This is a genomic window from Streptococcus sp. HMSC034E12 (assembly GCF_001835915.1).
GTDB classification, from domain to species: domain Bacteria; phylum Bacillota; class Bacilli; order Lactobacillales; family Streptococcaceae; genus Streptococcus; species Streptococcus vaginalis.
The window spans coordinates 56,492-77,962 of record NZ_KV826432.1 but is presented as its reverse complement, the minus strand read 5'-3'; the positions used below and the strand labels follow the sequence as shown (position 1 = coordinate 77,962).

Below are 21,471 nucleotides of genomic sequence, written 5' to 3'. Positions count from 1 at the left end.
TGATATCAGTCTTATCTAGTATATCAAAATCTTCCCTATCTGTCAGCTTGATTCTGACAGGTTCTGCATCTTTTTCAAAAGTAAAGTGTAGTATTCCAATTCTCGAAAACGATGATAACTTACAGCCACATACTCTTTCAAAAATTCCTTTTCTTCACTTGTTAAATCGATAACCATTCTGCCTCCTTTTACTAGATTATTCGTAAAAAAGAAAAATTCCTCTCATTACAAGAGAAATTTTATAGCATCGGTGCAAATAATTCGACAATTTCTTTAATCAAGCGTTGATACCAGGTGTTTTTAATGGTATCTTCATGTATTTCTTGTGAGGTTTCAAACAATTTCTCAAAATCTCGCTTCAAGTCAAACATAGAAGGCGTCTTATACATCAAAACAGCATTTTCATAGTGATGAACTAAGCTGCGATAATCAAAATTGATTGTTCCGACAACACCAAAATCATCATCAGCCACTACATGCTTACTGTGAATAAAGCCCGGTGTATACTCATAAATCCGAACCCCAACCGCCATTAAATCAGGATAAGCTCCTCGCGTAATAAGCTGAATGATTTTTTTATCCGGAATATAAGGTGTCACAATGCGGACATCTACCCCCCGCATAGCAGCATTTTTGATGTCTTCCGTCAAATCATAATCAATGATTAAATACGGCGTGGCAATATACACATAATCTGTCGCCTGGCTGATTATATTTTGATAGACATTTTTACCCACTTGAGCTTTATACATGGGCTTCGGTCCGCTTCCATACGGAATATAGAGCCCTGACGCATCTACAGCTTTGTTGTCCAAATGATAGCGATCGAAATCACTGATTTTCCCACGGTTGATATACCAGTTCATCAGAAACAGCCGTGTCAAGGCTTTTACAGCGCGCCCGTTCAGACGAATCCCACCGTCTTTCCAGTGACCAAATCGCTCGATGTGATTGATGTATTCATCTGCCAGATTAATACCACCAGTATAGCCAATCTGCCCGTCAACGACGAGGATTTTCCGATGATCTCGATTATTATAAGCCACCGTCATCCGCGGAATCACTTTGTTAAACTTATGAGCGTCAATCCCCATAGCCTGCAATCGGCTGGTATAATCTCCCGGAAGAGTTGCCATACAGCCAATGTCATCATAGAGCATTTTCACTTCCACACCTTGGGCTGCCTTTTCACGCAGAATATCCAAAATACTATTCCACATGATACCTTCTTCCACAATGTAATATTCCAAAAAAATAAATTTTTCTGCTTTGCGTAAATCTTCCAGCATTTTCTGGAACATCTCTTCTCCCAAAGGGAAAAATTGCGATTCCGTGCCATCGTAAACATCCGCATTATGATCCATGCTGAGAAGCGACTTGATAATCCCGTAAGCTGATTTATCTGTTTTTTTCAAGTATAACCGCAACTCATAGCTATTGTCCTCACGAAATTTCATCTGATCCATATTTTTTAGCTGTTTCAGTTCACCTCTAGACAATCGGCGCTCGCCAAACATCAAATAAAGCAAGGGGCCAATGACTGGAACAAACGCTACCAAGAGCCAAGTTACTTTACTTTCCGGTGTCATTGAACGATTGACAATCGCTAAAATCGTTGCCAGACTGAAGAAAATCACAAAGACAATCCATAAAGTAGGCATCCAGCGACCAAGCCAAAAGAAAAACCAAAAAACAAGTGCCAGTTCTAGCGCCATAATAATGATGCTAAAACCATATTTTGACATCAATAGCTGAAATTTCCTAAAATTCATGTTCTCTCCCTGTTTTTATTTAGTACTAGTATAACGGGGAATACCTAATAAATCAAGCCAGAATTACTCATTCTTCGATATTCAAAGTATTTTTTCATTAGAGCAAAAAAGAGTAAAAGAAAAGTTGTGGTTCGTAACCAGCCACTTTCACTCCTACCCCCTATCTCTACATTTTAACTAGAATACTGATTGTTGTCCACTACCAATTTAGAAAGCGGTTAGAAGCAACAGATAAAGTTCATGAAGCAAGCCCCTTTGTGAATAATTCGCTAAAACAAATGCAGCTTCTCATATCGACTTGTATGAATCAATAAACTTAAAGCCTAACGCGTCCTAGTTTTCGCAAGCTTATATCAAATTTTTATCAAGAAATTTTGCACCAACATTAGACAAGTTATTGCTTCGTTAAAACAACTGTATCATTTTCTCTATTTTCTTGCTCAATATCCTCAATCGTTAACTGTTTGCCATCAATCATATAATGCTCAATGTCATCACCAATCGTCATTCGCTGATTTGTCGGATCAATGCTCACCTGTTTTACTTTCTCTTTACCGTTTGGCTCTTTTTCTGTCCACGTACCACTATTTCCTTTGATAACCAAAGTAATCTCATCTTCTTCGTCCATGCCTCTATAAGTACCGTCTAATTTTTCTGACGAATTTTCTGCAATAGTTGGCGAAACACTACTCTCACTTGAGACTGTAGTTGATTGGCTGCTTGAGACAGATTGAGAGAACGGTGAAGTTTGGTTAGACTTGGTACACGATGTCAAAATGATAAGTCCTATCAGAAAAAATGTGACGTAGCTGAATTTCTTTAAATGTGCCATTTCCCCTCCTTTATCTACATTTCTATTATGCCATTCACCATTCTAATCAGTCAATTTCTTTCTCCAAAAGAAAAGCACGAACTTCCGCAATAAAATAAAGAGAACCTGTTACAAAAAGGAGCTGATTGTCATTAGCGCTTTTAATGAATTGTTCGATAAACTCCCGGTAAGAGGAAACGTAGGTTTCGGTTGTAAGATTCTGCTTATCTATTGCACCGTCATCCTCAAAAGTCGTTACGAACAACTGCACATGAGGCAATTCCTGCTGAAGATAAGACAGCATCCCCTGATAATTTTTGCGTTTCAAAGCACCGAATAAGAGAAAGATTTCTTGCCGTTCTTGCTGGAGAATAAACTCCACCAAACGGGATAAAGCTGGTAAATTGTGAGCCCCGTCCAGATAAATTCCTCGCTCAAAATATTCCAGCCTCCCTGCCCAATGTGTCTCTTGCAGAGCTTTTCGTATCCATTTCACTTGTGGTTGCCAATTTTGCTGTTTCATAAATAAAAGAAAACTTTGCAAAGCAACAGTGGCATTTTCTTCTTGATAAGTACCTACTAGGCTCAACTTTAGATGAGGAATATTCACATCTGAGCTGAAAAATTGTCCTTTTGAAAACGAAAAATCTCTGCCATATTCGTACAAAACAACATCTAGCTTTTTCGCACACAGTTCACAAACTCTTCTCGCTTCTTCAGTCAGCGGTCCGATGACAGCCACTTTTTTCTCCTTAAAAATCCCTGCTTTCTGCTCCGCAATTGCTACTATGGAGTTTCCTAATGTTTCTTGATGTTCCAATCCTACAGACGTTACAACCGCAACATCTCCTATCACTACATTTGTTGCATCTAAAAGTCCACCAATTCCCACCTCAATTAAAGCCACATCTACCTGCTCTTCTTCGAAATACAATAAAGCTATAAGGGTTAAAATTTCAAAATAAGAAAGTGGGTCATGTGTTTGTCGAAGCTGTCTTTCCATTTCCTGAACTTGGCGTCCCAGTCGAGTGAAGTCTTCATCGGAAATGGGTTTTTGATTGATACAAATCCGGTCATGAACACTTACCATATGAGGTGACGTAAAGGTTCCCACCTTCTTTTTATGCTCTGCAAATAATTGACTCATAAAAGCAATGCTTGAGCCTTTTCCGTTCGTTCCTGTCACATGAATAATGGGATAATTTTCTTCGGGATGATCCAAAAGACTTATAGCCTGTCTCATTCGCTCTAAACCAGAGCGAAAATTTAAACCAATGCGACTCTCTAGCCACGTTTCAATTTCATTCATATTCTTCTCCCAGCAAAAAGGGAGTGAAACAGAACCAGACTTTGGTTCATGTCACACCCCACAATTCACTTGAATGGCTGGAACTCTTGCTCCACATGGGAATTAACCAACCACTCATTCGTATACCATAAAAATAACTATTCACACAGCCTTTCAATCTCTTCATTGTTTGTAATACGAAAAGCTAGTGTACGCAATTTTTATTCTTCCATAAAGCTATTGAAAACTTCTTCAATCATATCCCATTCAGCATCTGAATCTTCTGGAATTGGTTGGAGGTCACCCTCTGTTCCGTCTTCATTTTCAGTAAACGAGTAGGCTTGAATTTCTACCTCGCCATTTTCATCTTCTTCTGCGCTAGCTGGAATCAAGAGAACATAGTTTTTACCAAATTCTTCTTTTCCGTCAATGGTCAAGAGAATTTCAAACAAAGTTTCATTCCCTTGCTCGTCTACTAGCGTAATCAATTCACGCTCTTCGTGTTCATGGTCATGGTTATGATCGTGTGCCATGTTTTCTCCTTTATTTATTAAAAATTTCGATCTAAATAATTCTGCAATATGAGCTGCGCTGCGAGCTTATCAATCACTTTTTTTCGCTTCTTTCTACTCACATCCGCTTGCTCGATCAGCATTCTCTCCGCAGCTACCGTTGTTAGACGCTCATCTTGGTATTCAACTGGCAAATGAAATAATTGCTCAATCTTAGCACCATAAGCTTGACTTGCTTCTACACGTGGTCCGCTTGTGTTGTTCATATTTTTAGGTAGTCCTACAACAAACTTCTCAACCTTATATTCTTTTGCAAGCTCACTTAAACGATCAAAACCAAATTCCCCTTTTTCTTCATCAATAGGAATAATTTCAAGTCCTTGAGCTGTAAAACCAAGTGGATCACTAACCGCGACACCGACTGTTTTTGAACCAACATCTAACCCCATAATTCTCATTAGAGATCAATGCCTTGCCCTTTCAAATAATAACGAACTAATTCTTCTACAATCTCATCACGTTCATATTTACGAATTTGATTTCGTGCATTATTATAGCGAGGTACATACGCAGGATCACCACTAAGTACGTATCCTACGATTTGGTTGATTGGGTTATAGCCCTTTTCATTCAGCGACACATAGACATCTTTCAATGTTTCACTAATCTCTTTTTTGTTTGAATCATCAAGATTAAAACGTACTGTCTCATCTGTAAATCCCACAATTACACCTTCTTTCACTAGAATACCTATATTATAGCACATTTCAAGACTTTTCACAAATGAAAGGTGTTGAAAAAGGGAGTGGGACAAAAATCGGTAATTTCGAAGAAATTTGATTTTGTCGTCCCACCCCCGCACAGTTGAGTAGGGCTGTAACGGTTGATTTATCAACCGCATAGAACTCACTCAACCACTGCAACTTGCAAGAAACTCATAAAAATCTGCCGAGGTTAAGGATTTTTGTCCCAGCCTCTTTTTGTTTCATTATACACCTATAAAATCATGGATTTGCAACTTCTTTAGCTCCAGCTGCTTTGACAGATTCAATATATTGTTTGGTTGTTAAATTTTTAATAGTTGAAAACATAGAGCCATATGTATCCAGTTTTGATGCTTCATCAAGGTTGATTTTGCTCATATCAATATTGATTGTAACTTTAATAATTTAGTCTTTTGTAATGTCTGTTTTAACATCAACACCGCCCAAAGACTTAAATTTATCCAATCCTGCAGCCTTTTCAAAAGCAGAAATCAAGTGCGGCTTAGTGCTTTCTAAATCTTGACCCGCTAATACACTCTTCATATTTTCAGGAAGTATTTGTTCAAGATTTATCACAAACTTCTTAAAGGGTTTTCCCTCATAAGAAATAGTTTGCGTAAGTGTTTGTTCAATCCCTTGGACAGTCTGTTTTTGTTGAAAAGACTTGGTCACAACAGAATCCTTTTTCACAATACTCAAACCAGTCTTACTATCCCCTGACTGATTCTGACCGGATTTTTGACCACAAGCTGTGAGCAGCAACAAACTTGCTCCTAACAAAACAACCGATTTTCTCATAAAAATATCCTCCTTGTATTTTAGAACTTTATAAGAATAGTATACCAGCTTTTGTAAACGTTGTTAAAACGACCTGTCTAAAAAGGCAACCAATGATTGACAGTTATTGATTGACTTCCGTTGCACCACTGGCAATCTGATCTTCAACATATTCTTTTGGTTTCATTTTTAAAAATTCTTTTAATTTCATATTCTTTAAATACTCAGTATTTGCGGCTTTATTAACATCCAAAACTTGAAAATCAAACGTATGAGTTCGCTTCAATTCTTGCTCATTTATAATTTCCAAAGAGGTTGAAAAGCCTTGCAAATTTTTTGCTTGTGTAACTTTTTCATCTTCAGCCAAAGATTTTTCCAATAATTTTTGCGCCTCAGCAACTCCAACTTCCGCAATTACTTTTTTCAATTCTTCTTTCATCGGCATGATTTGCTCAATCGTTAAACTTAAAAATTGATCGCCTTTGTAAGTAATTGTTTGTGTTTGTTGAACCCCTTCAGCTGTTTTAGGGAATGATAAGTTTTTTGTCACAACTGTTTCTTTTTCAGCGTTTGCAATAACTGGCAACGTACTATCAATTGATTGCTTGCTTGTTTTTGATTTTGTTTCTTTCTTTTGACCACAACCTGCTAAGACTGTGAGAATAATGGTTAATAGAATCAGGCTTCTTTTCATGGATTAACTCCTCCTCATTCTTTATTTTATCATATTTTTAATATCAATAAACATCGAAATAAAAAAAGAGTGGAAATTCCACTCTTTACAAGGCTGCGCGTAAACGCGCTTCTGTATTTTCAACATTACGAACCGAGCGAGGTAAGAATGCACGAATATCATCTTCTTTGTATCCTACTTGAAGACGTTTATCATCTACTAGAATAGGACTTTTCAAAATACGTGGCGTTTCCATAATCAAATCAATCACTTCACTCACACTCAATTCTTCGATATCTACGCCTAAACCTTTTGCATAACGATTTTTTGAAGACACAATACTTGCAACTCCATTTTCAGTTTTTGTTAGAATATCTAACAACTCTTCTTTTGTAATCCCTTCTTTACCAAGATTTTGTTCTTTATAAGTTAACTGGTGAGCATTGAGCCATGTTTTTGCTTTTTTACAACTAGTGCAACTTGAGACAGTATAAATTGTAATCATGTAAGTACTCCTTTCGCCACACGGTACTATTATCATACTATATTATACCACAAAATCCCTCCGTCTTGCGACCTATTTTTAAAAAATTATTCCTCAATCTCAATCGCGTCATCCAAATCTAGTGTGACTTCCTCTACTTTGTTTGTTGATTTGGTTGCTTCTGCATTTTTTTCATCTTCAGCATCATCCTCAATCAAACCATAATGCACTCGAACTTTATGATCAATTTCATCAAAAATTTCTGGATGATCCGCCAAGTATTTCTTAGCATTTTCAGACCCTTGACCAATCTTTTCATCATTATAAGAATACCAAGCACCCGCTTTTTTGATAATATCAAGGTCTGTCGCAATTTTAATCAACTCGCCTGTTTTAGAAATTCCTTCACCATACATGATTTCTACGAAAGCTTCCTTGAATGGCGGAGCAACCTTATTCTTCACAACCTTAATCTTAGTTTCCTTACCAACATTGGTATCTTTTTCATCACCAGTTCCCTTGATTTGGGTATTTCCGCGAACATCCAAACGAACAGACGCATAGAATTTCAAGGCACGACCACCAGGTGTTGTTTCTGGATTTCCAAACATAATACCAACTTTTTCACGCAATTGGTTGATAAAAATCGCAATTGTCTTCGTTTTGTTAATAGAAGCAGACAATTTACGCATAGCTTGACTCATCATCCGCGCTTGCAAGCCAACGTGGCTATCTCCAATGTCTCCGTCAATTTCAGCACGCGGTACGAGGGCAGCCACGGAGTCAATAACTACCAAATCTACCGCACCAGAGTCAATCAATTTACCAGCAATTTCAAGGCCTTGCTCGCCTGAGTCAGGTTGAGAAAGTAAGAGTTCATCAATATTAACCCCAAGAGCTTGCGCATAAGCTGGATCAAGAGCGTGTTCTGCATCAATAAAAGCTGCAATACCGCCTTCTTTTTGAGCCTGCGCCACCGCATGAAGAGCTACGGTCGTCTTACCAGAAGACTCTGGTCCATAGATTTCAATAATCCGCCCCTTTGGATACCCTCCTGCACCAAGAGCGATATCTAATGCCAAACTACCTGAACTCATGACTTGAACTTTTTGTTCAGCACGCTCACCTAGGCGCATAATTGCTCCCTTACCAAAATCTTTTTCAATATTTTTAAGTGCAGTGTCTAGCGCTTTTTGACGTTCCTCGCCAAATTTTTTTGAAATTTCTTCTAATTTTTTTTGTTTTTTCGCCATTTATTTCTCCTGTATAATGATAAATTATTTTTTTGCCTATCTAATTATTGTAGCATATTTTCGTTTTTTAATAAAGTTTTTCGTAGCAGATTGAAAGCATGCAGAACGGCTATTTTACGTACATCTGTCCGACTGCGACCGGCAATATTAACCTTAATAGACTGAACATCCCCTGTGGTTGCTAAACCGATATAAACTGTCCCTGCTGGATGTCCTTCTAAGCTGTCTGGACCTGCCACACCTGTCAAGCTCACCGCATAGTCACTAGCGGTCAATTTTCTTGCCTGCTCAGCCATTTTCTCCGCTGTAAAAGCTGAAACTACCCCATGCTTTTCTAAGTCTGCCAAGGGAATGCCCAGCATTCGGCTCTTTTCCTCCATACTGTAGGTAACAAAGCCACCACTAAAAACATTGGAGGCTCCAGCAAAGTTTGACAAAGTTGCTTGAAAGAGTCCTGCAGTCAAACTTTCAGCTGCTGTGACGGTCTTTCCTGCTCTTCTCAACAGTTCAAAAGCTGTTTGTCCCAGAGAATTATCATCTCCATAAGTATAGAAAAGATCTGCTAAATGTTGTTTCTCAAAAGTCTGTACAGATAAAATTTTCTTTTCTAAATGGGCAAACTTAATATCTGCTTCATTTTGACTAGCAGCCTTGGTGGACAATCGCAATGTCACCTCTCCCGTCTTAGCATAAGGAGCAATGGTCGGATCGGTCTGATTATCAATTAAATCTCCTAAAAGGGTTACTAATTGACTTTCACCGATACCAAAGAATCGCAAGACTCTTGAATACAATTTTTGACCAGTTGCTAACAGCGGAACCAGCTCATTATTTACCATAGGCTTTAATTCACTAGGCGGTCCGGGGAGAACAACATAAGTCACGCCACCGACTTCAATCACGCCTCCCACCGCAAGTCCGGTTTCGTTTTGGAGAGGAGTCGATCCTTCCACTATCTGAGCTTGCCGATCATTGTTTGGTGTTCGAGCATAATCCGGTCGACTTGCGAAAAAGCAGTCCAATTTATCCGTAGCCATTCGGTCAAATACCAACCTACGATTTAAGAATTTTGCCAAAGTTTGCTTAGTCAAGTCATCTTCTGTTGGGCCTAATCCTCCAGTTAAGATGACCAAATTACTACGATTTCGAGCAATTTCTAAAATGGATAACAGACGAGCTTCATTATCTCCAACCGCTGTTTGGAAATACACATCTACACCCAGACTCGCTAATTTTTCCGATAAAAATCGGGCATTTGTATTGACAATCTGACCTGTCAGAATTTCAGTACCCACAGCAATAATTTCTGCTTTCATAGAACCTCCTACCTTACTATTCGCAATTGATTTTATTTTATCACAAAAAATCTTAAAAACTTCATTTTAAGAAAAGAATCTGTAAGCAAATTGATAAGACTAAGAATTTTTCAAAAAGAAAAAGTCTGGAATTGCCAGCCTTCTAATTTATAACTATAATTGTGTCACATCAATAATATGATTACCTCGATTATGGGAGTGAGGTAGAACTCATCTTGAAAATTTTTAGTTCGTAATCTCACCTCCGCAAGCTTGCTCAACAGTCTGGGAGACTGTTGAGACGGTGGATAAAGAAAATAAAGTTTTCGTCAAAAGTGTTTTTGCGAGCTTGAAAAGCTAATACCCTGAGACTTGCTTCGCATCACCACAAAGCCGTGCTTTGAGCAATCAGCTACTACATCATTGATTTATCGCTTTATATACTTTGAAGTTGGAGACTTTCGCCCCAGCCTCTTCAAAAATGAGGATTAGCTTAGCAAAACTAGGGTTTATATAAAAAAACAGAGAATTTTGTACTGCCTGAGTGCCCTTAGTTTGCTGTGTTAGATAGAATCAAATGTGATAAAATAAAGAAAACAAAACATTTAAGGAGATTTAATGATGTGGGCAGTTTTTGCATTCCTTTCTGCTTTATTTGCAGCACTAACATCTATCTTATATCTTAGCCAAAATCGGGATTTCTGGCGTCAATTCTAATCTAGCGACAGCTATTCGGACAGTGGTCGTTGTTTTAATGGCTTGGGGTATGGTCTTTTTGACCAAAGGGCAACTCGGTCTTGCTAACATCAGCAAGAAAAGTTGGATTTCCTTGATTTTATATGGGTTGGCGACGGGCGCTTCCTGGCTCTGTTATTACCGAGCATTGCAGGAGGGAGAAGCATCCAAGGTCTTCCTATTGATAAACTTAGTGTTGTCCTCACACTCATTCTTGCTTTTATCTTTCTACACAAGGATTTTACTATGAAATCCTTGATTGGCAGCATTTTGATTACGATTGGAACTTTGGTCATGGTTTTGTAGTGATGTCATATCATCATAAATACAGCAACATTATGAAAAATATAAAACAGTATCGGCCAATAAATATTGCACTGACTGCTCACATAAAAGATAGCAAAGCTCTTAAAATCGTTTGATTATTTTTCTTGCTGAATTAAAATCGCAAGTCTCCTCATGGTCATTGACAAGACCTGCCGCCTGCAGGAAAGAATAGACACAGACTGGTCCTACAAATTCAAAGCCTCGTCTCTTCATATCTTTAGCCAGTTTTTCAGACAACGGAGTCTTTGAGGGCATCTGCTTGTAATCCTTGACAGGATTGTCAATCGGTGTAAAGTCTACAAAAGACCAGAGATAATGATCAAAACTGCCAAATTCTGCCTGTATTTTCAGAAAAGCTTGGGCGTTGGCACGTGTTGCATAGATTTTCCGACGATTTCGGACGACGGCAGGATTTTGTAAAATGCCTTCTAACTCCGCATCTGTCATGACTGCCACCTGATGAACATCATAGCCATGAAAAGCTTGTCGGAAGGCTGCTCGTTTATTAAGAATAGTCTCCCAAGACAGTCCTGCCTGATAGGTCTCTAGGCAGAGCAACTCAAATAAAGCCCGCTCATCATGCAAAGGAATCCCCCACTCTTGGTCATGATAAGCGACATATAAAGGGTTATTCTCTTTTGCCCAGCTACATCGTTTCATCTTTTCTCCTTTATTTTACCAGCATTTTGAGGGCAGATTTGATATAGTTTTCCGCGGTATCATTGGTTCCTTCAAAGAATTTCTTAATTTTCTTGAGTTCAGCCGCCTTGTATCCCAGAGCTAGCATGGCTTCCATGGCTTCTTCCAATTCTTTATTGTCACTAGTAGCTGCAACAGCAACTTGCTTAGGAGCAACACCTGTTGCCACAACCTTGCCTTCTAAGTCCAACACCATCTGCTGGGCTGTTTTTTTGCCGATTTTAGGAAATTTTGTCAGATAAGTGATGTTTTTCTGCTCAATAGCCTGCACCAAACCGGCATTATCATCGGCAGCGATTATCGCAAGAGCAGAAACAGGTCCAATACCAGAAACCGAAATCAAATTGAGAAAAAGCTGCTTTTCATCCTCTGTGCGAAAACCGTAGAGGAGCTGGGCATCCTCTCTAACCACCTGATGAACAAAAACTTGAATCTCCTGATTGACCTGACCTGAATAGGCATAGGGATTTGCCACATGCAGGATATAGCCAATTTGCCCCACCTCCACTACAATATATTTGGCTGTGATTTTACTTAAAATTCCTTTAAAATATTCGTACATGACTTCTCCTTTTCAACCCTTTTAGTATATCATATTCTGAGCGCAGAAACTGCAAATAAAAGTGCAACCTCCGGTTGACAAAAAGGAAAGCTGGCTATATGTTCAAGTTCTCTCAATCATGGTACAATACAAGTAGAGAAATATGAAAAGAGATTTAGCAAATGCAAATCAATAAACGAATTTTTGAACTGCGAAAGGAAAGAGGCTGGTCTCAGGATCAACTGGCGGAAAAGGTCAATGTCTCCCGGCAGAGCATCTCCAAGTGGGAATCTGCTCAGACCTTGCCGGAAATCGAGAAGGTCATCGAACTGAGCAAAATCTTTCAGGTGACGACGGATTATCTGCTACTGGATCAGGCAGATGAGAAAGAAGCCAGACCCAAGTGGACTACTTCGGAAAGCGAGGGCTATCAACAGGAGGTCAGAAGCTTTGGTCTGGTCAACGTCCTCTATATCCTCTTTCTGGCCATCACCCTCTTCTTTTTCGCAGGAGGACTCTATCTTCCCTGGAATCCATCCCTCATCTTTTTCCTCTTCTTTCTATCTGCCGGCGCAGCCTTAGCCTGCAAGAGGTATCTGACCATCAAGAAAACTTACTTGGACTAGATAACAAACTTTAAAGTAGAAAGTGCTGAACATCAAGAACCCCATTCCTATAGCCAAACATCTTAAATCACTGCTGAAACTCAATTACAGATAAAATCTTAACAACAGAAGCTGAGACAAAAGTGCTCAGCTTCTGTTGTTTATATAGCCAGAATTATAAGACGCAGTGGTTTGGAGAAACTTTAGTGACTTTAGTCAATGTAGAGTTTCCCATGCACAATTGATTAGGCACTTTAGTGCCAATCAATCACTGCTGAGTGGACTCTAATACGTTGATAACTCAACTTTTCCAGTCCTTTTGACCCAAGTTTCACTTGACTTTATTTCCAGCCTCGAAGGGTTCCCCAAACCTTTCGAGCTGTGCGGAGGTGGGATGATGAAATCAAGTTTCTACGAAACTACTGATTTCATCGTCCCACTCTCTGTTTTAGAGCTTTTATAAATAGTTTTAATACTTGCCCAATTCTCTCAGGCTAGTATGATTTTCCTGAATCCGACGGAACATTTTTTCCATATCAGATTTGGTGAAGTTGACCAAAACGGGACGACCGTGAGGGCAGTTGTAGGGATTGTCGCATTGTGATAACTGAAAAATCAAATCACGCGCTGAATAGTCATCTAAACTGTGATTGGCTTTAATAGAGCGTTTGCAACTCATCATAATAGCCAGCTCAGCGCGATATTTCTTGATAGAGACTTCCTTGGTTAGAAGCAGCATATCGCACATCTCATAAATACCTGATTCGATTTCCTCTTCCTTAAACCAAATGGGATGTTCACGAAGAATAAATTGATTAGTCCCGTATTCTTCAAGGAAAACACCGACTTCTTCTAAAAGAGTCATTCGTTGTTTCAGACGCAACATATCATCAGCTGGAAATTCAAAGATATAGGGAACCAGAAGCTGCTGCTGACTAGCATCTACATCTCCGATTTTTTCACGATAATATTCGTACTTTACTCGCTCTTGAGCTGCATGTTGGTCAATAATATAAAGACCACCGTTTCCTTGAGCAAAAAGGTAGGTGCCGTGCATTTGCCCGAAATATTCCAATTCTGGAAACGTTGAAGTTTCTTCTCTATTTAGCTTATCTAAAGCTCTCTCTAAGCTCGCCTGATCCAGCTCTGGATGATCTAGTTGATTGTAAGAAGGAGATTGCCTTTCTGCAAATTTGACAGAAGCAGCTTTTGAATTGAGTTCATCTGTATCAGCAGATTGTTGGTCTAATCGGGCAGATTCCTCAAAAGAAGGTTGAGCTTCTGACACTTGTGGTTTCACAAAGAAGTCATTTCTTTCTTTATCGTAATAAAGTCGGTTCTCTTTGAGAGGGAGGCTGGTCTGCTCAGGCTTAATTGCTCGGTTAATGGTTGATTTGGCTAAATTCTCTAATGCGTCCGGAATCAAATCTTGCTCTTTCAAACTTGCAGCAATAGCTTGCGATATCAAGGTCATGAGCTCTCGCTCCTTTGAAATCCGCACTTCTTGCTTGGTCGGGTGAACATTGACATCAGCAAGATATGGGTCAATCCGAATATCAATCACAGCAATCGGGAATCGCCCAACCATGAGCTTACTACCGTAACCATCAAGAATAGCTCGATTGAGCAGGAAATTCTTGATGTAACGACCATTGATGAAAATGGTGATGTAGTTACGATTGGCACGCGTCAACTCTGGTAGACTAATATAGCCTGATACTTCAAAATCCAGATTAGAAGCTGAAATTTCAATCATTTTTTTGGCTGTTGTCAGTCCATAAATGCCAGCAATTGCTTGACGCAGATTTCCTGTTCCTGCTGTCCGTGTCATCTCTTTACCGTCATTAACAAGAGTGAAAGCGACCTCCGGATGAGCCAAGCTCAAACGGTTAATCACATCTACAATGTGAGATAGTTCCGCTTGTTGACTTTTCATATATTTCAAGCGAGCAGGCGTGTTGAAAAAAAGGTCTTCCACTTTGATTTTGGTGCCCCTAGGACAGCTACTTGGCTCTAAAGTCTCAACTTCTCCACCTTGCGCAATCAGAAGCGTTCCATGTGCACCACTACTTGTCGCAGTTTCAATCGTCAAACGTGAAACAGAGGCAATGGATGGAAGTGCCTCTCCCCGAAAGCCCAATGTCCGAATTCGAAAAAGGTCGGCTTGTTTCTTGATTTTACTAGTAGCATGCCGCCGCAAAGCCAAGGAAACCTCCTCATGCTCAATTCCTTCACCATTATCAATGACTTGAATGCTCCTGAGTCCCGCTTCTTCAATCTCAACTATAATCCGAGTAGCACCAGCATCAATGGAATTCTCTATCAACTCCTTGACCACGCTGCTAGGTCGCTCGATGACCTCACCTGCTGCAATCTGATTAGCAAGATTTTCTGGTAGTTCAATAATTTTTGACATAGTTTTCTCCGTAAGTATTCTAGCTATTATTATAACATAAAGCTGTTTTTCTATCAGAAGCCCGATGTGAGGGGAACACACATCGCTTCCTAGAAAGAACCAAATAGACAAGCAAAGCAACCACTTAGGTAAAAGTCCTTGTTTTCCTAGTCGAAATAATGTTTAATAGATTTAGGAAGAAGGAGGTAGTTAGTGACCTCTTGGTATTAACGAAAATCAGCAGCAAACCAACATCTGGAAAGAAGGAATGTTTATGAAAGTTCAATTGCATATTGACGAAAAGTTTTCAGAGGAAAAAGTCATTATCGAAGCACCGGCTTTGTCAGATACCATTCAGCAACTGCTGAAATTTGCTCAACAACTCGATAAAAACAAAGTTATTCGAGCCAAAAAAGAGGAAGAGATTTACCTATTAGATACTACTGAAATTCAGCGGGTTTATATTGAAAATCGCCAAGTTTGGGCTGAAACAGTAACAGACAATTATCACTTAGGGCTTCCACTTTATCAAGTTTTGGAATTGCTTCCTGCTGATTTTCTACAGATTTCCCAATCTGAAATCATCAATACCAAACAGATTGATCATCTGAAATTGACCGGCAGCGGTCTGATTCAGATTACACTAAAAAACGGTCAGATAACTTATTCATCTCGCCGTTATCTCAAAGCTATAAAGGAGAAATTACAACTATGAAAAAAACATTATTCAGAGATGCTCTAGGAGGCATTGTTATCGGACTCCTCCTATCCGTCATCTTTTCTTACTTTTTTGCACCTGTCTATCATCCGCTCAACCCTTATTCAGCAGTTGGTCTTTGGATGGAACAGCATCATATTCACGGCGCCTTAGTCGTTCTCTATTGCGCAGTAATTTGGAGTCTAATCGGCTTGCTCTTTAGCTTAGGAAAAGAGCTTTTCAAAAAAGATTGGAGCATTCTCAAAGCAACAATCTACCACTATGGGCTTATGATTTTAGGGTTTATCCCTCTAGCTCTATTAGCCGGCTGGTTCCCAAGCGAACCCATTTTCATCTTACAGTTGATTTTGGAATTTACTGTTGTTTATCTCATCCTTTGGGCAATCCTGTCTTATCTGACTAAGAAGAAAATTGAGAAAATCAATCATCACTTAAACAAACAAAGCAAATAGCAAGAAATAACCGCTGTGAAAAAACTCACGGCGGTTATTTGAGCCCAACTTAGAATGCAGATTGATAGAAAACGATCATAGCTTACTAAATTGTTGTGGTTTGAAGATTAGACCCTAGCTGCAATTCTGGTATGATATTTCAGCAAATTAAGCTGTTAGGCAGTCACATCCACTATAGCTTCAACATTTTAAAGTTTCTTCTTTATCTCTGCCACAGCCAACATCACTTCCATTGGGGTCATATTATAAATGTCCAACTGGCGCAACTCGTCTAAAATAGGTGATTCAGTTGTTTCTGTAAATAAAGACATCTGCTCAGCCACTTGATTTTTTTCACGAGCATCCGCAGGCAATGTATTAAAGATGCCAAAAGATGGCTTCTCATTTACTTGGCTTTCTAATCGTGTCAATATTTGATCCGCTCTTGTCAACAAATCATTTGGCAAACCTGCAATTTTTGCTACATGAATCCCATAAGATTTATCAGCAGGTCCAACCTCAATCTTATGAAGAAATGTTACTTGACCATCTTTTTCTAGGGTTGCTACATGGACATTTTCTAGTTGTGTCAAGCTAGTTGACAGTTCTGTCAACTCGTGATAGTGAGTCGCAAAAAGTGTCTTGGCTCCTGTCCGATTGTGAATATACTCAATAATAGCTTGAGCAAGAGCCATGCCATCATAGGTGGCTGTTCCTCTTCCTAACTCATCAAAAAGAATGAGTGAATTTTCTGTTGCTTGAGAAATAGCATGGTTCGCTTCCATCATTTCAATCATAAAGGTTGATTGTCCAGAAACCAAGTCATCAGCTGCACCAATTCGAGTAAAGATTGCATCAAAAATCGGCAATTGAGCGCTTTCAGCTGAAACATAAGAGCCCATTTGAGCCATAATCACAACAATCGCTAACTGCCGCATATAAGTTGACTTCCCACTCATATTTGGGCCTGTAATTAGCTGAACATTAACATTCTCATCCATTGAAATGCTATTAGGAATATAGGTTTGTGCACCCATAACTTTTTCTACGACCGCATGCCGCCCTTTATCAATTTGGATAGAGCGCTGCTCAATAAATTCTGGTCTCACAAAGTGTTGCTTTTCAGCTACAGCTGCAAAGCTTTGCAGCACATCAACTGTTGCCAGAGTTTGCGCCAAGGATTGCAGGCGTTTGATATATTTACCAGCTTCCTCACGAATGCGCATAAAAATCTCGTATTCCAAATTAGCTGATTTTTCACGCGCTTCCAACATCTCCCCTTCAATACGAGCCAGTTCTTCCGTACCAAAACGCTCTGAATTTTTCAGAGTTGCCTTGCGGAAAAAATGACTGGGAACGTGTTCAAGCTGGGAATTTGTGACATGGAAATAATAACCATCTTTTTTATTGTAATCAATCTTCAGGTTGTTAATTCCACTAGCTTCTCTTTCTTTCGCCTCAATATCTGCAATCCAGCTCGTTCCATCTCGTATAACCACTCGATATTTATCCAAGGTTTCATCAAAACCTGTTTTAATAATATTACCCTCTGTAATGACATTTGGAGCATCCGGCGAAATTGCTGACTGAATTAAGGACGCCAGTTCAGGAATTTCATCCAATTTTGCAATCAAATCTTCCAAAACTGGGCTATCAATTCCTTTTAAAATTCCCTTAATTTGTGGCACATGACTCAATGTCGCAGCAAGTTGTAATAGATCTTTCGGATTGGTCTTGCCAAACGAAACCCGACTGGCTAAACGCTCAATATCATACACTCCTTTGAGACTGTCTGATAAGTCACTGCGCTCAAAGAAATGATCTAAAAAGACTTGCACTACATCCTGCCGCTTGACGATCCGCTCTTTATCAATCAACGGACGTTGAATCCACGCTCTCAACAATCGTGTTCCCATAGCTGTCTTAGTCTCATCCATCAGCCAATAAAGGCTCCCGTGCTTCTTTCCTGTTCGAGCATTCTCTATTAAATCCAGACTTGCCATAGTTGAGTAGTCCATCTGCAAGAAATCTTTGATTTCATAATGATGAACTTGTTTCAAATGACTAAGCTCACGTAGCTGCGTTTTATGAACATACTGTAATAACTTTCCAGCTACTTGGCGCTCTAGCGGCGACAAGTCCTTTCCTAGTAGCTGAACATCATCAAATGTAGTTTCTACTTGCGATAAAAGGAGATTCATTTGAGTCTCCAATACTTGGCGCTCCATTTCAGACAATTCATACCCTAAGACCACTTCACGCGCTCGCAGGTTTCGGATTTCTCCACAGACTATGTTAAAGTCACTAAGACTTGTGACCTGAAATTCACCCGTTCCCACATCCATATAAGCCAGTCCATATATACCTGACAGCTTATCCAAAGCCACTAAAAAGTTATTCTGACTGTCTGGTTTTGAAGAATCAACTACTGTCCCCGGCGTAATCACCTGTACTACTTCGCGTTTGACTACTCCAACCGCTTTTTTAGGATCTTCCATTTGCTCTGCAATCGCAACTTTATAGCCTGCTTCAATTAAAACATCAATGTATTGCTGCACTGAATGGTAAGGAACTCCTGCCATTGGGATTGGATTTTCCGAGTTTTTATTGCGACTAGTCAGAGCAATCTCTAAAATCTGTGCCGCATTGGTCGCATCATCATAGAATAATTCATAAAAATCTCCCATGCGAAACAACAAAAAAGCATCTGGATAATCTTTTTTTATATCTAAATACTGTTGCATTCCTGGAGATAGTTTTTCTTTTGTCATTCTCATCCTTTCTGTTGGTTAATAGTGATAAGAGTGGGATAGAAATCAATAGTTTCGTAGAAACTTGATTTCGTCGTCCCACATCCACATAGCTGGAGTAGGACAAAACTCATCTTGAAAATTTTCAGTTCGTAGTCTCACTCCCGCAAGGTTGCTCAACAGTCTGGAAGACTGTTGAGATGGTGGATAAAGAAAACAAAGTTTTTGTCAAAGGTGTTTTTCCGAGTTTGAAAAACAACAGCTTGAGACGTGCTTCGCAAGTCCTATCCGCCACCTCGAAGCATTGCTTTGAGCAATCAGCTACTGCGTCTTGTTGACTACATAAACAAAGGAAGCTGAGCTCTTTGTCCCAGCCTCATCATTCATTTTCTTAATCCATTTTCTCAAGAAGCTGCTCTTCCATTTGTTTTGCAGCTGCTGTATCACGACAGATAACTAAGAGCGTGTTAGCTCCTGCTACCGTTCCTAAAATTAGCTCACCTTTATTGGCATCCACAAAGTTAGCCAGAATAGAAGCATCCCCTAAGCGAGTATGAAGAACCAAGGAAAATTCCGCCCGAGAAACGCCCTCTAGATGATAAGACAAGAACTCAATCAAATCGATTTTATTTGTTTCATCTGCTAAAACATAATAAACTTCATTGTTTTTCTTGGCTTTCGTCAATCCAATTTCACGTAAGTCCCGAGAGAGGGTTGTCTGTGTTACAATGATGCCTTGTGCCTTTAAACGATCCTGAATATCTTTTTGTGTACTCAGTTTTTCTTCCTTAATCATTCGCTTAATTAGTTTATGACGTTCACTCTTTTTCATTTTATCCTCAATAATGTATATTTATACTCAAAATTATACCAAAAAAATTGAAGATTCGTCAAAAAATATGTTAAAATACTAGTAAAAGACCAAAGGAGAAACCATGGACAATAAACAATTGATTGCAAGTGAATTGGCTAAGGTCATTGACAGCTTAGACCAAGACGCTATTTTAAATTTACTAGAAAAACCCAAAAGCTCAGATTTAGGTGATATCGCTTTTCCTGCCTTTTCTTTAGCGAAAGTAGAACGAAAAGCGCCTCAAGCAATTGCAGCAGACATTGCAGAAAAAATTGACTCAACAAACTTTGAAAAAGTAGTGGCAACTGGTCCTTATGTTAATTTCTTCCTTGATAAATCAAAAATTTCAGCTCAAGTTATCAAAGAAATTGTAAAAGAAGGAAATAACTATGGTCAGCAAAATGAAGGAAATGGAGAAAACATCACCATTGACCTCTCCAGCCCAAACATTGCAAAACCATTTTCAGTTGGTCATTTGCGCTCAACTGTTATCGGTGATGCCCTTTCTAATATTTTCCGTAAATTGGGCTATAACACCATTAAAATCAATCACTTAGGTGACTGGGGAAAACAATTCGGTCTTTTAATGGTGGCTTATAAAAAATGGGGCAGCAAAGAAGCCGTCGAAGCAAATCCAATTGATGAATTACTGAAACTGTACGTTCGTATCAATGCGGAAATCGAAACAGATCCTGAGCTTGATGACGAAGGTCGCCTCTGGTTCAAAAAATTAGAAGACGGTGATCCTGAAGCTACTGAATTATGGCAATGGTTCCGCAACGAAAGCCTGAAAGAATTTAACCGTATCTACAAATTGCTTGGTGTTGAATTCGATAGTCTGGCTGGTGAAGCCTTCTATAATGACAAGATGGACGAAGGCATCAAAATCCTTGAAGAAAAAGGATTGTTGGAAGAGTCTAAGGGGGCTAGCATTGTCAACCTTGATGATGTCAATCTGCCACCAGCTATGATTAAGAAATCTGACGGAGCAACACTTTACATTACACGTGATATTGCGACAGCTATGTACCGTGCTCGCACTTACAACTTCGTTAAAAACATTTATGCTGTAGGTCAAGAACAAGCTAATCACTTCAGACAATTAAAAGCCGTTTTGAAGAAGATGGGATTTGACTGGAGCGATGATATGATTCATGTAGACTTTGGCTTGGTAACAAAGAACCGCCAAAAATTGTCTACACGTAAAGGAAATATCATCCTTCTTGAACCAACTCTTCAAGAAGCTATCAATCGTGCTCAGTCACAAATTGAAGCCAAAAATCCTGGCCTTGAAAACAAAGAAGCTGTTGCTCGTGCTGTCGGAGTAGGAGCTGTTAAATTCTACGATTTAAAAACAGACCGCCGCAACGGTTACGACTTTGATTTGGAAGCCATGGTATCCTTTGAAGGAGAAACAGGTCCATACATCCAATATGCTTATGCACGTATCCAATCAATCCTTTGCAAGGCTGACTTCAAGCCAAGTTCTGAAGTAACATACAGCCTAGATGATGCTGAAAGTTGGGAAATCATTAAACTGCTACAAGATTTTGCCCGTGTTGTCAAGCGTGCAGCTGACAATTATGACCCATCACTCATTGCAAAATATGCAATCAGTCTTGCACAAGCATTTAACAAATTCTACGCACACACTCGTATCTTAGACGAAAGCCCTGAACGTGACAGCCGTCTGGCTCTCAGCTACGCAACAGCTGTTGTTCTAAAAGAATCTCTTCGTCTTCTCGGCGTTGATGCTCCAGAAAAAATGTAATTTTCTAACCCTATCAA

Annotated in this window: 22 protein-coding genes and 1 pseudogene; 5 read left to right on the top strand and 18 right to left on the bottom strand. The window is 39.3% G+C overall.

Features of this window, described 5'->3' with window-relative positions; all coding sequences use genetic code 11:
• Window positions 1-42: 42 nt before the first annotated feature.
• The 13 genes from HMPREF2574_RS10800 to HMPREF2574_RS02635 form a co-directional block, all read right to left on the bottom strand.
• Complete coding sequence (locus HMPREF2574_RS10800) at window positions 43-177, bottom strand: hypothetical protein (RefSeq protein ID WP_024053212.1); 135 nt, start codon at window positions 175-177, stop codon at window positions 43-45.
• Between the two features lie 62 nt (window positions 178-239).
• Window positions 240-1,772 (bottom strand): cardiolipin synthase, encoded by a 1,533-nt coding sequence (cls, locus tag HMPREF2574_RS02685; protein ID WP_024053213.1) that lies wholly within the window; start codon window positions 1,770-1,772, stop codon window positions 240-242.
• A gap of 394 nt (window positions 1,773-2,166) precedes the next feature.
• Window positions 2,167-2,604: an SP_0198 family lipoprotein gene (locus HMPREF2574_RS02680; protein ID WP_070812170.1), complete on the bottom strand. Its 438-nt coding sequence runs from the start codon at window positions 2,602-2,604 to the stop codon at window positions 2,167-2,169.
• A 46-nt stretch (window positions 2,605-2,650) separates the two neighbouring features.
• A complete protein-coding gene (locus HMPREF2574_RS02675; protein ID WP_024053215.1) occupies window positions 2,651-3,892 on the bottom strand; it encodes a bifunctional folylpolyglutamate synthase/dihydrofolate synthase in 1,242 nt (413 codons plus the stop codon).
• 200 nt (window positions 3,893-4,092) lie between these two features.
• The gene (locus tag HMPREF2574_RS02670; protein ID WP_003027765.1) at window positions 4,093-4,404 is read right to left on the bottom strand and encodes a DUF1292 domain-containing protein; all 312 of its coding nucleotides are present in this window, start codon (window positions 4,402-4,404) and stop codon (window positions 4,093-4,095) included.
• Window positions 4,405-4,421: 17 nt separating this feature from the next.
• Entirely contained in the window at window positions 4,422-4,841 is a 420-nt protein-coding gene (ruvX, locus tag HMPREF2574_RS02665) for a Holliday junction resolvase RuvX (protein ID WP_003031265.1), read from the bottom strand.
• Window positions 4,841-5,107, bottom strand: coding sequence for an IreB family regulatory phosphoprotein (locus HMPREF2574_RS02660; RefSeq protein WP_009569646.1), 267 nt, complete (start codon window positions 5,105-5,107; stop codon window positions 4,841-4,843). Before HMPREF2574_RS02660 ends, ruvX begins: the two co-directional genes overlap by 1 nt.
• Before the next feature lie 280 nt (window positions 5,108-5,387).
• Window positions 5,388-5,525: a hypothetical protein gene (locus tag HMPREF2574_RS10795; protein ID WP_024053217.1), complete on the bottom strand. Its 138-nt coding sequence runs from the start codon at window positions 5,523-5,525 to the stop codon at window positions 5,388-5,390.
• A gap of 27 nt (window positions 5,526-5,552) precedes the next feature.
• Window positions 5,553-5,945 (bottom strand): SP0191 family lipoprotein, encoded by a 393-nt coding sequence (locus HMPREF2574_RS02655; RefSeq protein ID WP_224784203.1) that lies wholly within the window; start codon window positions 5,943-5,945, stop codon window positions 5,553-5,555.
• 103 nt (window positions 5,946-6,048) lie between these two features.
• On the bottom strand, window positions 6,049-6,618 hold the full coding sequence (locus HMPREF2574_RS02650; RefSeq protein WP_024053219.1) for an SP0191 family lipoprotein: 570 nt from the start codon (window positions 6,616-6,618) through the stop codon (window positions 6,049-6,051).
• Window positions 6,619-6,703: 85 nt separating this feature from the next.
• Window positions 6,704-7,102 (bottom strand): transcriptional regulator Spx, encoded by a 399-nt coding sequence (spx, locus tag HMPREF2574_RS02645; RefSeq protein ID WP_003026638.1) that lies wholly within the window; start codon window positions 7,100-7,102, stop codon window positions 6,704-6,706.
• A gap of 86 nt (window positions 7,103-7,188) precedes the next feature.
• Entirely contained in the window at window positions 7,189-8,334 is a 1,146-nt protein-coding gene (recA, locus tag HMPREF2574_RS02640) for a recombinase RecA (protein ID WP_003026640.1), read from the bottom strand.
• 44 nt (window positions 8,335-8,378) lie between these two features.
• The gene (locus HMPREF2574_RS02635) at window positions 8,379-9,650 is read right to left on the bottom strand and encodes a competence/damage-inducible protein A (protein ID WP_070812169.1); all 1,272 of its coding nucleotides are present in this window, start codon (window positions 9,648-9,650) and stop codon (window positions 8,379-8,381) included.
• Window positions 9,651-10,308: 658 nt separating this feature from the next.
• Here HMPREF2574_RS02635 and HMPREF2574_RS02630 point away from each other — a divergent pair.
• A pseudogene (locus tag HMPREF2574_RS02630) lies at window positions 10,309-10,670 on the top strand (EamA family transporter).
• A 102-nt stretch (window positions 10,671-10,772) separates the two neighbouring features.
• Here HMPREF2574_RS02630 and HMPREF2574_RS02625 read toward each other — a convergent pair.
• Both HMPREF2574_RS02625 and ruvA read right to left on the bottom strand, forming a co-directional pair.
• Entirely contained in the window at window positions 10,773-11,351 is a 579-nt protein-coding gene (locus HMPREF2574_RS02625) for a DNA-3-methyladenine glycosylase I (RefSeq protein WP_070242127.1), read from the bottom strand.
• Window positions 11,352-11,361: 10 nt separating this feature from the next.
• Window positions 11,362-11,952 carry a Holliday junction branch migration protein RuvA gene (gene ruvA / locus HMPREF2574_RS02620; RefSeq protein ID WP_003026647.1) on the bottom strand — a complete coding sequence of 197 codons (591 nt, stop codon included), beginning with the start codon at window positions 11,950-11,952 and terminating at the stop codon, window positions 11,362-11,364.
• Window positions 11,953-12,113: 161 nt separating this feature from the next.
• On the opposite strand from ruvA, the gene HMPREF2574_RS02615 reads away from it, so the two are divergent.
• The gene (locus HMPREF2574_RS02615; RefSeq protein ID WP_024053224.1) at window positions 12,114-12,557 is read left to right on the top strand and encodes a helix-turn-helix domain-containing protein; all 444 of its coding nucleotides are present in this window, start codon (window positions 12,114-12,116) and stop codon (window positions 12,555-12,557) included.
• 448 nt (window positions 12,558-13,005) lie between these two features.
• Here HMPREF2574_RS02615 and mutL read toward each other — a convergent pair whose 3' ends face one another.
• Window positions 13,006-14,952, bottom strand: coding sequence for a DNA mismatch repair endonuclease MutL (gene mutL, locus HMPREF2574_RS02610; protein ID WP_024053225.1), 1,947 nt, complete (start codon window positions 14,950-14,952; stop codon window positions 13,006-13,008).
• A gap of 253 nt (window positions 14,953-15,205) precedes the next feature.
• On the opposite strand from mutL, the gene HMPREF2574_RS02605 reads away from it, so the two are divergent.
• Together HMPREF2574_RS02605 and HMPREF2574_RS02600 are read left to right on the top strand one after the other, a co-directional pair.
• Window positions 15,206-15,646 (top strand): LytTR family DNA-binding domain-containing protein, encoded by a 441-nt coding sequence (locus tag HMPREF2574_RS02605; RefSeq protein WP_070242129.1) that lies wholly within the window; start codon window positions 15,206-15,208, stop codon window positions 15,644-15,646.
• Window positions 15,643-16,101 (top strand): DUF3021 domain-containing protein, encoded by a 459-nt coding sequence (locus HMPREF2574_RS02600; protein WP_024053227.1) that lies wholly within the window; start codon window positions 15,643-15,645, stop codon window positions 16,099-16,101. The genes HMPREF2574_RS02605 and HMPREF2574_RS02600 overlap by 4 nt, the downstream gene beginning before the upstream one ends.
• A gap of 188 nt (window positions 16,102-16,289) precedes the next feature.
• On the opposite strand, the gene mutS is transcribed toward HMPREF2574_RS02600, so the two are convergent.
• Both mutS and argR read right to left on the bottom strand, forming a co-directional pair.
• Complete coding sequence (mutS, locus tag HMPREF2574_RS02595; RefSeq protein WP_070812168.1) at window positions 16,290-18,851, bottom strand: DNA mismatch repair protein MutS; 2,562 nt, start codon at window positions 18,849-18,851, stop codon at window positions 16,290-16,292.
• A gap of 370 nt (window positions 18,852-19,221) precedes the next feature.
• The gene (gene argR, locus HMPREF2574_RS02590) at window positions 19,222-19,662 is read right to left on the bottom strand and encodes an arginine repressor (protein ID WP_070812167.1); all 441 of its coding nucleotides are present in this window, start codon (window positions 19,660-19,662) and stop codon (window positions 19,222-19,224) included.
• A gap of 103 nt (window positions 19,663-19,765) precedes the next feature.
• Here argR and argS point away from each other — a divergent pair, with 103 nt between their 5' ends.
• Entirely contained in the window at window positions 19,766-21,454 is a 1,689-nt protein-coding gene (gene argS / locus HMPREF2574_RS02585) for an arginine--tRNA ligase (RefSeq protein ID WP_024053229.1), read from the top strand.
• Window positions 21,455-21,471: the final 17 nt, after the last annotated feature.

Excerpts from the sequence above, each read along its gene's own strand:
- HMPREF2574_RS10800 (WP_024053212.1), bottom strand. The coding sequence starts at position 177 with ATGGTTATCGATTTAACAAGTGAAGAAAAGGAATTTTTGAAAGAGTAT.
- cls (WP_024053213.1), bottom strand. The coding sequence starts at position 1,772 with ATGAATTTTAGGAAATTTCAGCTATTGATGTCAAAATATGGTTTTAGC.
- HMPREF2574_RS02680 (WP_070812170.1), bottom strand. The coding sequence starts at position 2,604 with ATGGCACATTTAAAGAAATTCAGCTACGTCACATTTTTTCTGATAGGA.
- HMPREF2574_RS02675 (WP_024053215.1), bottom strand. The coding sequence starts at position 3,892 with ATGAATGAAATTGAAACGTGGCTAGAGAGTCGCATTGGTTTAAATTTT.
- HMPREF2574_RS02670 (WP_003027765.1), bottom strand. The coding sequence starts at position 4,404 with ATGGCACACGATCATAACCATGACCATGAACACGAAGAGCGTGAATTG.
- ruvX (WP_003031265.1), bottom strand. The coding sequence starts at position 4,841 with ATGAGAATTATGGGGTTAGATGTTGGTTCAAAAACAGTCGGTGTCGCG.
- HMPREF2574_RS10795 (WP_024053217.1), bottom strand. The coding sequence starts at position 5,525 with ATGAGCAAAATCAACCTTGATGAAGCATCAAAACTGGATACATATGGC.
- HMPREF2574_RS02655 (WP_224784203.1), bottom strand. The coding sequence starts at position 5,945 with ATGAGAAAATCGGTTGTTTTGTTAGGAGCAAGTTTGTTGCTGCTCACA.
- HMPREF2574_RS02650 (WP_024053219.1), bottom strand. The coding sequence starts at position 6,618 with ATGAAAAGAAGCCTGATTCTATTAACCATTATTCTCACAGTCTTAGCA.
- spx (WP_003026638.1), bottom strand. The coding sequence starts at position 7,102 with ATGATTACAATTTATACTGTCTCAAGTTGCACTAGTTGTAAAAAAGCA.
- recA (WP_003026640.1), bottom strand. The coding sequence starts at position 8,334 with ATGGCGAAAAAACAAAAAAAATTAGAAGAAATTTCAAAAAAATTTGGC.
- HMPREF2574_RS02635 (WP_070812169.1), bottom strand. The coding sequence starts at position 9,650 with ATGAAAGCAGAAATTATTGCTGTGGGTACTGAAATTCTGACAGGTCAG.
- HMPREF2574_RS02625 (WP_070242127.1), bottom strand. The coding sequence starts at position 11,351 with ATGAAACGATGTAGCTGGGCAAAAGAGAATAACCCTTTATATGTCGCT.
- ruvA (WP_003026647.1), bottom strand. The coding sequence starts at position 11,952 with ATGTACGAATATTTTAAAGGAATTTTAAGTAAAATCACAGCCAAATAT.
- HMPREF2574_RS02615 (WP_024053224.1), top strand. The coding sequence starts at position 12,114 with ATGCAAATCAATAAACGAATTTTTGAACTGCGAAAGGAAAGAGGCTGG.
- mutL (WP_024053225.1), bottom strand. The coding sequence starts at position 14,952 with ATGTCAAAAATTATTGAACTACCAGAAAATCTTGCTAATCAGATTGCA.
- HMPREF2574_RS02605 (WP_070242129.1), top strand. The coding sequence starts at position 15,206 with ATGAAAGTTCAATTGCATATTGACGAAAAGTTTTCAGAGGAAAAAGTC.
- HMPREF2574_RS02600 (WP_024053227.1), top strand. The coding sequence starts at position 15,643 with ATGAAAAAAACATTATTCAGAGATGCTCTAGGAGGCATTGTTATCGGA.
- mutS (WP_070812168.1), bottom strand. The coding sequence starts at position 18,851 with ATGACAAAAGAAAAACTATCTCCAGGAATGCAACAGTATTTAGATATA.
- argR (WP_070812167.1), bottom strand. The coding sequence starts at position 19,662 with ATGAAAAAGAGTGAACGTCATAAACTAATTAAGCGAATGATTAAGGAA.
- argS (WP_024053229.1), top strand. The coding sequence starts at position 19,766 with ATGGACAATAAACAATTGATTGCAAGTGAATTGGCTAAGGTCATTGAC.